The sequence below is a fragment of the Nitratireductor sp. ATLC21 genome (assembly GCF_057196525.1).
In genome coordinates, this window is sequence record NZ_JBXUOU010000004.1 from 69,458 (window position 1) to 81,215 (window position 11,758).

General features: G+C 60.3%; 11 protein-coding genes. 9 read left to right on the forward strand and 2 right to left on the reverse strand.

Annotation, left to right across the window (positions count from 1 at the left end; genetic code table 11):
- Positions 1–74: 74 nt before the first annotated feature.
- Positions 75–1,139: an ABC transporter ATP-binding protein gene (locus AC2CHD_RS18305; protein WP_229450701.1), complete on the reverse strand. Its 1,065-nt coding sequence runs from the start codon at positions 1,137–1,139 to the stop codon at positions 75–77.
- A 204-nt stretch (positions 1,140–1,343) separates the two neighbouring features.
- Positions 1,344–2,012 (reverse strand): SMC-Scp complex subunit ScpB, encoded by a 669-nt coding sequence (gene scpB, locus AC2CHD_RS18310; RefSeq protein ID WP_229450702.1) that lies wholly within the window; start codon positions 2,010–2,012, stop codon positions 1,344–1,346.
- A 513-nt stretch (positions 2,013–2,525) separates the two neighbouring features.
- On the opposite strand from scpB, the gene AC2CHD_RS18315 reads away from it, so the two are divergent.
- From AC2CHD_RS18315 to AC2CHD_RS18355, 9 genes are all read left to right on the forward strand, one after another.
- Positions 2,526–3,869, forward strand: coding sequence for a sodium-dependent transporter (locus AC2CHD_RS18315; protein WP_484554805.1), 1,344 nt, complete (start codon positions 2,526–2,528; stop codon positions 3,867–3,869).
- 110 nt (positions 3,870–3,979) lie between these two features.
- Positions 3,980–4,957: a LysR family transcriptional regulator gene (locus AC2CHD_RS18320; protein WP_484554806.1), complete on the forward strand. Its 978-nt coding sequence runs from the start codon at positions 3,980–3,982 to the stop codon at positions 4,955–4,957.
- Positions 4,954–6,465: an NAD(P)-binding domain-containing protein gene (locus AC2CHD_RS18325; protein WP_484554807.1), complete on the forward strand. Its 1,512-nt coding sequence runs from the start codon at positions 4,954–4,956 to the stop codon at positions 6,463–6,465. Before AC2CHD_RS18320 ends, AC2CHD_RS18325 begins: the two co-directional genes overlap by 4 nt.
- 7 nt (positions 6,466–6,472) lie before the next feature.
- On the forward strand, positions 6,473–6,979 hold the full coding sequence (locus tag AC2CHD_RS18330; protein ID WP_484554808.1) for a CMD domain-containing protein: 507 nt from the start codon (positions 6,473–6,475) through the stop codon (positions 6,977–6,979).
- Positions 6,976–7,551, forward strand: a complete 576-nt coding sequence (locus AC2CHD_RS18335) for a peroxidase-related enzyme (protein WP_322340698.1) — start codon at positions 6,976–6,978, stop codon at positions 7,549–7,551. The genes AC2CHD_RS18330 and AC2CHD_RS18335 overlap by 4 nt, the downstream gene beginning before the upstream one ends.
- A gap of 41 nt (positions 7,552–7,592) precedes the next feature.
- Positions 7,593–8,684 (forward strand): NAD/NADP octopine/nopaline dehydrogenase family protein, encoded by a 1,092-nt coding sequence (locus tag AC2CHD_RS18340; RefSeq protein ID WP_484554957.1) that lies wholly within the window; start codon positions 7,593–7,595, stop codon positions 8,682–8,684.
- An 89-nt stretch (positions 8,685–8,773) separates the two neighbouring features.
- Positions 8,774–9,883, forward strand: a complete 1,110-nt coding sequence (locus AC2CHD_RS18345; RefSeq protein ID WP_484554809.1) for an ABC transporter substrate-binding protein — start codon at positions 8,774–8,776, stop codon at positions 9,881–9,883.
- A 106-nt stretch (positions 9,884–9,989) separates the two neighbouring features.
- Positions 9,990–10,976 (forward strand): ABC transporter permease, encoded by a 987-nt coding sequence (locus AC2CHD_RS18350; RefSeq protein ID WP_484554810.1) that lies wholly within the window; start codon positions 9,990–9,992, stop codon positions 10,974–10,976.
- Positions 10,973–11,758 (forward strand): ABC transporter permease, encoded by a 786-nt coding sequence (locus tag AC2CHD_RS18355; RefSeq protein ID WP_223022786.1) that lies wholly within the window; start codon positions 10,973–10,975, stop codon positions 11,756–11,758. The genes AC2CHD_RS18350 and AC2CHD_RS18355 overlap by 4 nt, the downstream gene beginning before the upstream one ends.

Genomic DNA, 11,758 nt, shown 5'->3' on the forward strand with positions numbered 1-11,758 from the left:
GTTGACTGCCGCATTAACGCCGGACGCCGAAACGCCCCGTCCTGACGCCGCCCTCCCCGGCAGCGCCAATCCGATCATGCTGAAAGCCTTTGTCCTCCCTCCGCATCGAAAAGATGGATTGCCTCCGGATCGATGGAGACCTTCAACTCGTCCCCGGGTCCGGCCTTGATGCGCTCACGGAAAACACAGGTCATTTCATTGCCGTCGAGCTCGGCGACGACGTGCGTCTCAGAGCCCGTTGGCTCCACCACCTTCACCCGCAGGGCGACATCGCCACGCAGATGGATTGCCTCGGGCCTGATTCCGCAGATGAGCTTCTGACCGGGCTTTGCCGTTCCGGCATTGGCCACCGCAATGCGTTGCCCCTGCCCGGTCACGAACATGCCGGGCTCACCCTCGGCCAGCATGCCCGGTGTCATGTTCATCGCTGGCGATCCGATGAAGCCTGCGACAAAAAGATTGGCCGGCCGGTCATAGAGCTCCAGCGGTTCGCCCACCTGCTCGACAATGCCGTCATGCATGACCACGATCTTGTCGGCCATGGTCATGGCCTCGATCTGGTCATGGGTCACATAGACTGTCGTGGTCTTCAGCCGCTGGTGCAAATTCTTGATTTCCGAGCGCATGGAAACGCGCAGCTTCGCATCCAGATTCGAGAGCGGCTCGTCGAAGAGAAACACCTGCGGGTTGCGCACGATCGCGCGCCCCATGGCGACACGCTGGCGCTGGCCGCCGGATAGCTGGCGCGGATAGCGGTCGAGCAGATGCGTTAGACCAAGGATCTCGGCCGCCGGGCGCACCTTCGCCTCGATGTCGGATTTGGATGCGCCCTTGAGCATGAGCGAGAAGCCCATGTTCTCGGCCACCGTGATATGCGGATAGAGCGCATAGTTCTGAAACACCATGGCAATGTCGCGCTCCTTGGGCGGAAGCGCGTTCACCACCCGGTCGCCGATCACGATCTCTCCCGACGTGATGTGCTCAAGGCCTGCGAGCATACGCAACAAGGTCGACTTCCCACAGCCGGACGGCCCGACCAGAACGACGAACTGTCCTTCCTCGATATCCACTGAGACGCCATGGAGAACCTCCACCTGCCCGAACGCCTTGCGGACATCGCGAAATTTCACTGTGGCCATTAAGGCTCCTCCCTCCTTAATGTATTCATTAATGCATAGTGGCTGCATTACGCAGCAAGCGCAACAGGCAAAACAAGGAAATCGGAGTTGGGAGAAAGATTCAGAAAACTTCAAACAACGTATGCACCGAAGCGGCTCCTTGGCCGCCGCGCTGGAATTTGAAGGACCGGAACTCTGAAACACCAAGGTTTGTGCAAAGAGGAATTATCCCTCCGGCCGGTGGCTCACAACGCCTGGGATGTCCTCCAGCAAATGCTCCTTGGTCAAAAGACCCGCATCCTCCAGCTTTTCGAAATCAGGAAGATCCCGAAGCGTTTCAAATCCGAAATGGGCAAGGAAGGCCGGTGTCGTCACATAGGTATACGGCGCGCCAGGCTGAGGGCTGCGTGGACCCGAAGCGATGAAGTCCGCACGACGCAGCTTGCCGATCACATCCCGTGAGACTTCGCGCGCAAAAAATCTGGAGAGCTCTGCGCGCGTGATCGGTTGAAAGTAAGCGATGGCCATCAGCACCAGCGCATCGGTGTCGCTCAGATTTTCTCCGCGCTGCACGATGTCGAATGCCGCACGAATTGCCTCGGCAAGTGAGGCGCGAGTCCGATGCTGCCACCCTCCCGCTACTCGCACCAGTTCGTACGGTCGGTCTGCGAGTTCTGCGCGGATATCCTCGATCAACAGATCGAGATTGCAGTCACGCCCGACCACACGAAGCAATGTCTCGCGCGCGACCGGTTCAGGAGCGGCGAAAATGACGGCTTCCACGCGTGCCATCCATTCCCGCCAGCGCAGCGCCGGCGGCAGGTGCTCGAGCTCGCGGTCGAACAGAGGCGTGTCCACGCCCGCATCATCCTTGCGCCGACCGTGGTTTGCCATGGGTCAACCGTCCCAAAAATGGCGGTCTAAATCCACCAGACCAAGAACTTCGAACATCTCACGCAATGAGACCGGGCATCGTGAACACACCGCGCTGCCACATGTTCGGGCACGGCGTTTTCCGGCTGTTTGTGGCGCAATTCGAATCATGACACCACCATGATGAAGCCTGATCGGTCTTTCAACGAAAGAGCATCCATGGCCGTCTTTCATCGACACTTTTCACGCTGACACAGCAACCGCCATGGCGGAATGTGAAAGTAGCTCCCAGAACAGTCTATTTGCGGATCATCAAATATTGCGTTCCGATGGCCAAAGTGATTTGGCACCGCTGCATGATTGACCATACACGCCAGCAGGTACAGCCGCCTCCCTGCTGTCAATGGCCCTTTGTCAGTGATTCATGGAGAGATGCGATCGATGCGTCGACATTGCTGAACCTGCCGAACTTTACAATGGGAGGGGTCGTTCCCTTTCAGGCAAATATATTCCTCAAGATAGCAATTCCCTGAAATGATGAATCCAATTCGCGAACACTGGACCTCCAGAATGGGGTTCATTCTGGCTGCCGCCGGCTCGGCTGTTGGCCTGGGCAATGTCTGGCGCTTCCCCTATGTCACCGGAGAAAATGGCGGCGGAGCGTTTTTGCTGATCTATCTCGCGATCGTCTTCTCAATTGGCGTTTCTGTCCTGATCGCTGAGCTGATCATCGGCCGGGCGACACAACTCGATCCGGCTGGTGCTTTCAGGAAACTTGCCGGCGGTGCCTGGCCGCTCGTCGGCTATATGAGCATTCTCACGGCTTTTGTGATCCTGTCATTCTATTGTGTGATCGCCGGATGGACCCTCGCCTACATGATCAAATCGATCACGGGATCGATCCTGACGGCAAGCTCCGAGGATATCGGTGGTGTGTTCGATGCCTTCATCACCGATCCGGTCGAGCCGGTCTTATATACCGCCCTCTTTATCGGACTGACCGTGTTTGTTGCGCTCGGCGGCGTCGCCAGCGGGATCGAGCGCGCAGCGCGTATTCTCATGCCGGCATTGTTTGCCATCCTCCTCATCCTTGTCGCACGCTCCGTTACGTTGGACGGCGCCGGGGAAGGTATTGCCTTCTTTCTGCAACCTGATTTCTCCAAGGTGACATGGGGCACTTTGCTGGCTGCTCTGGGGCAGGCCTTCTTCTCCCTCTCACTCGGCATGGGCGCGATGATCACCTATGGCTCGTACATGCAGCGCCATGACGACATTGCCGGCTCGGCCGTTGCCGTTACGGTTCTGGATGCACTCGTCGCCGTGTTGTCCGGTTTGGTCATTCTCCCGGCGGTCTTCGCCTTCGGAGCGGCACCGACGGCAGGGCCCGGGCTCACCTTCATCACCCTGCCCTCGATTTTCGCACAGATGCCCTACGGGTTTCTCTTTGCGACCCTGTTCTTCTTTCTGCTGGCCATCGCCGCCCTGACGAGTGCGGTGGCCCTGCTTGAGGTGGTCATCGCCTATTTTATGGATGAAGGCGGCGCCAACAGAAAGAAGGTGGCAATAACCACAGGCGTAGCGACCTTTGCGCTGGCCGTGCCAGCATCTCTCAGCCTCGGCGTGATGTCCGGTTTTACCATCGGTGGAAAAGTGCTTTTCGATGCACTGGATTACCTTACCAACAACGTCACCCTTCCCCTCGGTGGGCTTCTGGTTGCCCTGTTCCTCGGCTGGGTCATGAAGCAAAAAGGCGTAGAGGAACTCCAAGACGGCTCGGCTCTGGCTCCAGCTCTGGTGGGAGCGTGGCGGCTGATTATCCGCTATATCGCGCCCGTCGCTATCCTGATGATACTGGTGGCCGGCCTCGGCTTCATTTGAAGCCGAGGAGCAAGGAGACAACCCGCGGCTGCATCCGCCTTTTCAAGCGCGCATTGATATATGTCAATTTTGGATAGATTATTTGAAATCATTCATATAGCATATAAAGGATGGAGACGCGGGACCTTCAGACCTTTCTGGCTGTTGCCGAAACAGGAAGCATCACCAAAGCGGCGGTGCTGCTGGAACGTTCTCAGCCGTCTGTCACCCGCACCATCCAGGAGCTTGAAGCAAAGCTCGGCTTCTCACTTCTCCAGCGCGCCGGCCGGCGTGTCATGCTGTCCGATGAGGGCATTGCCTTTGAAGAGGAAGCCCGGCGCGTTCTCAATTCCCTGACCGGACTGGCCGCGCGCGCCCGCGCGATCGCCTCAGGCCGCGGTCGCACATTGCAGGTGGCGGCGACATCCGCGATTGCGACCGGCGTCATCCCCGCAGCGCTCTCCCAATTCGCCGTCGAAAAACTGCCGCCTGAAATCCAGATCGCACAATATCTGCCCAACAGGGTTGCACAGGAAGTGGGATCCGGCGGTGCAGAGCTCGGCTTTTCCAGCATGCCGCTGGATGTGCCCGGTCTGGAGGTCGTGCGCCTTTATTGCGCCAACGACGTTGCCGCCCTGCCCGAAGGCGATCCGCTTGCCGACTATGACGTGGTGCCGCTTTCGGCCTTTGCCGGCCGCCGCTTCGTGACCATGCTCGACCCAGGCCGCTTCCAGCGACAGGTCTCGCAGACCATGGAGCTACAGGGCGTCACCCCAGGGCCGCTGTTCCGCACAAATGTCTCCTATTCCGCGCTCCGTCTTGTACAGAAAACCGGCGTCGTTTCCATCGTCGATCCCGTCAGCGCTTACGGTGTGCAGCTCCCAGGCGTGGTGATACGGCCAATCGATGTGGCCATCCCCTTTTACTGGGGGGCTGTCACCGCCTCATCGCGCCCGCTGCGCCCGCTTGTCACCCAGATGATCGAAGCCGTCGAAGCAGAAGCGCTTCGTCTCATCCCCGACCTGCAGATACTCGACCCTGCACGCAGTGCGCAGACCATAGACCGGCATGTTTCGGATTGCCCGGTCTCCCACCGAGGATCAGAATGACCAGTCAGCCCCACACCACCCCCGGAGCCGCGAACAGTCTGGATGCTCTGGCAAAGCGCATCCGGTTCGATCTCGACTGCCTCAATCTCCCCTCGCCCAATTGGGTGCCCGAACGGCGGACCGATAAGGGCGAGAAGGTGCATGACGTGGTCGTCATCGGCGGTGGTATGTGCGGGCTGGTGGCAAGCTTCGCCCTCCGCACCGGCGGCATCCGCAACATGCGCATCTTTGACCGCAATCCGGAAGGGCTTGAAGGTCCGTGGCTGACCTACGCCCGCATGGAAACCCTCCGTTCGCCCAAAACGCTGCCCGGTCCGGCCTTTGGGATGGGCGCGCTCACCTTCCGCGCATGGTACGAGGCACAGCATGGCGCGGACGCCTGGGAACGGCTCGACAAGATCCCCCGCCCCATGTGGATGGAATATCTCGTCTGGTACCGCAACGTTCTCGATCTCCCCGTCGAGAACGAGGTGGAGGTCACCAGTGTCACGCCGGAGGGTGAATTCCTGCGGCTGGAGCTGCGCGGCGCGGGCGCAAAGGAAAGTTCCGTCCTCACCCGCAAATTCGTCATGGCAACGGGCCGCGACGGCACCGGCCACCCCAACATTCCCGATTTCGTTTCCGGCCTGCCGAAACATCTCTGGGCCCACTCCTCCGAAGACATCGCTTTCCCTTCGCTCAAGGGCAAGCGCGTGGTCGTGATCGGCGTCGGCGCCTCGGCGGTCGACAATTCGGCCGAAGCGCTGGAAGCCGGCGCAAGGGAAGTGCGCCACCTCATCCGCCGCCGCGAAATGCCCACCATCAACAAGATGATGGGCATCGGCTCCTTCGGCTTCACATCGGGCTATGCCGCGCTGCCGGACGAATGGCGCTGGCGTTTCATGCAGTACTCGTTCAGCACGCAGACACCCTCGCCGCGCGGCTCGACCATGCGCGTCAGCCGGCATGAAAACGCCTTCTTCCATTTCGGGCAGGGCATAGCCCGCGTCTGGAACGACGGCGACGAGGTTGTCATCGAAACCACCGCCGGAAAGACCGTTCGCACCGACTATCTCATCCTCGGCACCGGTTTCACCGTCGATCCCCTGGCCCGTGCCGAGCTCGGTGAAGCGGCGAATGATATCCTGCTTTGGCGCGACCGCTACACGCCGCCGGCAGGCGAGGAAAGCCGAGAACTGGCCAACTTCCCCTACCTGAACGCCGACTTCTCTTTCCGCGAGCGCACGCCCGGTGCCGCCCCGTGGCTCTCCAGCATCTACTGTTTCAACTACGGCGCTTCCGCGAGCCTCGGCAAGGTTTCCGGCGACATCCCAGGCATCAGCGACGGTGCCCGCTGGCTCGCCTATTCCATCGCCGCAACGCTTTACGGCGAAGACGTCGAGACCCATTGGCAGGCGATGCTCGACTACGACAAACCCGAACTGCTCGGCGACGAATGGACCGAAACCGAGCTTGAAGACTGTGCCGCCATGGGCGCGCGCGAACCGACCTATCAGACTGGAGGCTGAACACCGCATGAGCGACCTTTCGCCCAACGACATCGTCATCGCACAGGCCGGGATCGGCGCAAACGGCTCCGTTCGCGAAGCGCTCGAAGGCCGTGCGGACATCATGGCCATGACGCAGGCAACGCATGATGCTGCCCTGAAGCCCAGCGACCCGGGCGGCCTCTCCCATGGAGAACGCGCCGCACTCGCCGCGCGCGTCGCCCGGCTCAACAAAGACGAGGCCCTTGCCGCGCACTACATGGCATTGCTCGAGGAAGCTGGTGCTGACGAAGCGGTCGCAGCCATGGCCGACCCGGCCCATGACGGCGAAGGGAATGCCCGCCGGGCCGCCCTTCTCGCCTACACCGATCTCGTTTCCACGCATCCGCGCGACACGACACCGGAAGACATCGAAGCCCTGAAGAGCGCCGGCATTTCCGACGCCGACATTGTCCGGCTTTCCGAACTGAACGCATTCCTGGCCTATCAGATCCGTGTGATCGCTGGCCTCAAGCTGATGAAGGCGACAGCATGAGCACGATCATCCACGAGTTCACCACGAAGATCCCCGGCTGGCGCCCGCGCGTTCAGCCCATCAAGCTGGACGAGGCCACGCCCGAACAGCTCGACGCTCTGAAGGTCACGCCTTCCAACACGAAGGTCTCCGACTATGTTCTGGTGCTCGCCAATGATGTCGAGACGCTGAAAGTCCGCACCCCGCTTTTCAACGCGATCATGTATAATCGCGGTGGCATGGGCCGTGCGGAGCGTGAGTTGAGCGCCGTTGGCGCCTCGGTGGTCAATCGCTGTGTCTATTGCGCCGCTGTCCATGCGAGCCGGTACAACCAGCTCACCAAGGATGAGCTGGCAATGCAGGCCATCTTCGCCGATGGAGAGGATGCGGAACTTGATGAACGCCAGAAGGCGATCTTCCTGTTTGCTGCAAAGCTGTCCAAGGCGCCGAGCGAGGCGACCGAAGAAGACATGCAGGCGCTGCGCGATGCCGGGCTCAAGGACGACGAGATTCTCGATCTCATTCTGTCCGCATCGCTGTTCGGCTGGGCAAACCGGCTGATGCACACGCTGGGCGATCCGGTGGTCGAGTAGAAACTTTTGGGGCTGATGTTTTGAGTAAAGTGAAAGACAATCTGCGTGTAGGCATCGCCGGGGCCGGCGCCATCGCCTTCGGTGCCGCCGCCTTTCTTGAGCAGTCGGGCCACAGCCCGGTTCTCTGGTCGCCCTCGGGCGAACGCACGAAGAGACTGGCAGCCGGCGAACCGCTGGTCGCCACCGGCGCCGTCGAGGGCACGTTCCACCCGGGCGTCGCCCAGTCGGCCGAAGCCCTCGTCGCCGATGCAGACGTGCTCCTGATCGCATTGCCCGGGTACGGCCACAAGCACGTCTTCGATGCGATCGCACCGCATATCCGCTCCGATCAGGCGGTGATCATTTCCTCGCACGCCTCGTTTGGCGCGCTCTACCTGTCAAAGCTTCTGGCCGCGCGCGGCATCACAGTCCCCATCGTCGCATGGGGCACCACCGCCACGACAGGCCGCCAGCCGAGCCTGGTGGAGGCCAGCGTCAATACCGTGCGCAGCAAGATCGATCTCTGCACGGTTCCTGAAAGCCGGGCCAGCGAAGGACTGGAGCTTTGCCAGCGTCTTTTCGGCGATCGCTTTGTGGAGCGCGACGGACTGCTCGCCATCGGGCTCAGCAATCTCAACCCGCAAAACCATATGGGCATCGCCCTGTGCAATATGACCCGCATGGAGCATGGCGAAACCTGGAGCCAAGGTTTCAACGTTACACCCAATGTGGGGCGGCTTCTCGAAGCGCTAGACCGTGAGCGGCTGGCCATCGCAGAGGCGCTTGGCCTTTCGGTGCGCACCATATTCGAGCATTTTCATCTGTCCTTCCATGTGCCGCAGGACACCGTCTCGGCCATGAACCAGAAAATGCATGAGGAAGGCCGCGGCGGCACCGGTCCTGCCACGGCAGACAACCGCTACGTCACCGAAGACGTGCCTTATGGCCTGCTCATGACCGTGAAACTCGGTGAGCTGACCGGGTGTGACGCCAGACTGCATCGCGCCGGCGTGGAAATATTCTCCGCCATGTATGGGCGTGATTTCTTCGCTGAGAACGAGCTTCTCAACGCCCTGGCGATAGACACGATGACACTCGATGACCTGAAGACCCTGTGCCGTGAGGGCTATGCTTCGCAGACGCAACCCGCATAAACACAGGGCGGCAACAGGGGCCGCCAAGAGCTCCGACAAAACGATTGAGAACGCGACGAACAGACACCAACCGAAAGAGGGTTAGAACGATGACCAAATTCATCACCAACCGCAGGCAATTCATCAAGAGCAGCGCCGCCGGCGCCGCCCTTGTGGCTGCCCCTGCCTATCTCCGCTCCACAGCAGCGCGCGCCTCGGGCGTGGTCAATGTGTGGACCTATGCCAACTTCATCCCCGATGATTTCAAGGCCGAGTTCGAGAAGGACACGGGTATCGAAATCCAGATCCGCCTCGTCGACGATCAGGGCAAGCAGTTCAACCTGCTCGCCGCCGAAGCACCGAACCCGACCGCCGACATCGTCACGGTCGCCGGGCACCGTTTCCTTCAGTTCATCTCTTCCGATCTTCTGGCTCCGCTCGATACGGACCGCCTCAAGAACTGGGGCAACATCAACCCGATCTACTCGGAAAGCGACTGGGCCACGATCAACGGGAACAAATGGGGCGCGCCCATCCTTTCGGGTGCCGAAATCCTCGCCTACAACACCGAAGTCGTCAGCGAAGACGAAGTGAAGAGCTGGGACGTTCTTTTCTCGGATAAGTACAGCGGCCAGACGGCCTACACCATCCAGGACATGATGTCCGTCGTCATGCTCTACAAGGGCTATGACGGCAACATGGTCGCCTATATGGACGATCCGGAGAAGGCCGCGGAGATCGTTGCGGAAGCACGCGACTTCCTGATCGAGAAGAAGCCGCTCGTGCGCAAATATTACGATGCAGGCGCCGAAGTGCAGCAGATGTTCATCAATCAGGACATCGTCCTTGCTCACGCCTGGAACGGTCCGATCGCCAAGCTCATCACCGACGGCTTCCCGGTCGACATGACCATTCCGAAGGAGGGCACCTATGGTTTCGTCTACACGCTGAACGTTGCCAACAATGCTCCCAATGCAGACAATGCCTATGCGCTTCTCGATGCGCTTCTGGCCAACCCCGAAGTGGGCGCAGAGATGACCAAGTCGTCAGGCTTCATCTCCACCTACAAGGGTGCCGATCAATATCTCTCGGACATTGAGAAAAAGGCATCGTCCTTCACCGAGGAAGAGCTCGCAGGTCTGCAGTTCTTCCGCGCCGAGGCCAACGAGATGAAGTACAAGCTTGTTGATCCGGCCGTGGAACAGATCAAGGCCGCTTGATGCACTGGCAGCCGGGCGCAAGCATTTTGCCCGGCTGCCGTTATGTCCCCCAAACGCGCCGACGGGCCCCCGAGCCCATGCGTGAAAAGCACGAGCAACCGCATTCATGGCCCAAGCAGAGACCCAAAGGGCAGACCTTCAGGAACCATCGACGCCGGACGGCAGGATGACATTCTGGGGCGCGCTCATGAGAAACGGCGTTTATCAGTCTGTTTCCACCACGCTGTTCAAGTCGCAGCGCCGCCAGTTCTGGATTCTGGCGAGTCTGCCGCTCTTCTGGATATTCTTTGCCAATCTCGGCCCCATCGTCGAGATGTTCTGGATCGGGTTTCTGGACTCCTATCCGCCGAAAGTGGGCCATGAGCCGCAGTTCACGCTCGCCAACTGGGCCGCGTTCTTTCAGGACCGGGTGTTCATCATCCCGTTCTTCCGCACGCTCGCCTTTTCCTTCATCTTCACCGCGATCACGCTGCTCATCACCTATCCGGTGGCCTATTTTCTGGCCAAGCATGTGAGCCGCAAGAACCAGCTTCTCTTCCTGCTGCTCCTGCTCATCCCGTTCTGGGTGGGCGAGATCGTGCGCACCTACGCGATCATGATTCTGCTCGGCAACAATGGCGCGGTCAATCTGGCGCTCAAATCGCTCGGGCTCATCGATCGACCTATACCGTTCATGTATACGGGCTTCTCGCTCGGTGTCGGCATCATCTATCTGACCGCGCTCTACATGCTCCTTCCGCTCTATTCGGCGCTCGAAAAGCTGCCCGACAATTATCTCGAAGCCGCAGCCGATCTCGGTGCGGGTGCGTGGACACGCTTCCGCCGCATCACGCTGCCGCTTTCCAGGGAAGGCATCGCGTCGGGCTGTACGCTCGTCTTCCTGATTTCGACAGGCTACTACGCAACGCCGGTGCTGCTCGGCGGACCACGCTCGACCGTCTTTGCGGAAACCATTGCCGGCTTCTTCCACGTCGCCGGCGATCAGTGGCCTATGGGCGCGGCCTTCTCCTCGATCATGCTGATCGCAACGCTCGGCGTAACCGGCCTTTTCCTCAAGCTGATGGGCCGTGACGGAAAGGGGATGATGCGATGACCCGCAACACACGCATTCTGATGTCGGTCATCTACTGGGCCTTCATCGTCTATCTCTTCGTGCCGCTGGCGCTCATGGTCACTATGGGCTTCAAGGATTCGAAGTTCATCGGTTTCCCGATCCGTTCCTGGACACTCGACTGGTACGCCACCGTCATTCAGGACACGGAGGTCCTGTCGGTCTTCGGCTATTCGATGACCATCGCCATTGCGACCACGATCCTGTCCCTCATCATCGGCACATGGGTGGCTGTGTTTCTTGGCCCCAACCAGTTCCGGGGCAAGGCGATCATCTTTGCGCTCGCCTGCCTGCCGGCGGTCATCCCCGGCATCATCTCGGCCATCGCGCTGCGCATCTTCGCCCGCCTGATCGACATCGAACCCGGCATGTTCGCCATCATTCTGGGCCACACGGTGCACAATGTGCCCTTCGTGGCTCTGGTGGTGATGGCCCGCCTTTCGACCCAGCCGAAAAGCCATATCGAGGCCGCGCGCGATCTGGGAGCCGACAGCATCGTCGCCTTCTTCCGCGTCACGCTGCCCTATCTGAAGCCCGCGCTGATCGGAGCCGGCATCTTCTGCATGCTCCTGTCCTTTGACGATTTCGTGCGCGCCTTCTTCCTCGGCGGCTACCAGCCGACGCTTCCGGTGCTGATCTTCGCCAAGCTGCGTTCGGGCATGTCGCCCGAGATCAACGCCATTTCCACCATCGTTCTCATCATGACCGCGATCCTTGGCCTGTGGGCCGAGCGTTCCATGCGGCGCCTGAACAAAGGTTCCTGA